Source organism: Milkweed yellows phytoplasma str. MW1, assembly GCF_000309485.1.
GTDB lineage: Bacteria > Bacillota_I > Bacilli_A > Acholeplasmatales > Acholeplasmataceae > Phytoplasma.
In genome coordinates, this window is the sequence record NZ_AKIL01000070.1 from 1 (window position 1) to 231 (window position 231).

The 231-nt window shown below is 31.6% G+C and carries 1 pseudogene; it reads right to left on the bottom strand.

The window, feature by feature from the left end:
- Positions 1–231, bottom strand: a pseudogene (locus tag RI76_RS01545) (hypothetical protein); the annotation flags it as partial.

Sequence of the window (231 nt, forward strand, 5' to 3'; positions counted from 1 at the left end):
CTTTAGCGCCCTGCCCCATTTGTTTTAATTGCTCTAAAGTAAAAGTATTATTAGCCCCTTCTCTTTGTCCCCCATCAAAATAAGCTAATAAAAAACCTTGTGGTGGCGGTTCTTTAATACGGTAATTAAATTCAACCATTTTATCATTGATCTGATTATTATATAGCGCATAAGTAAAAGTACTTTTAAAAGTTTTATCTTTAAAATAATGACCTAACCAACCTAAAGCAT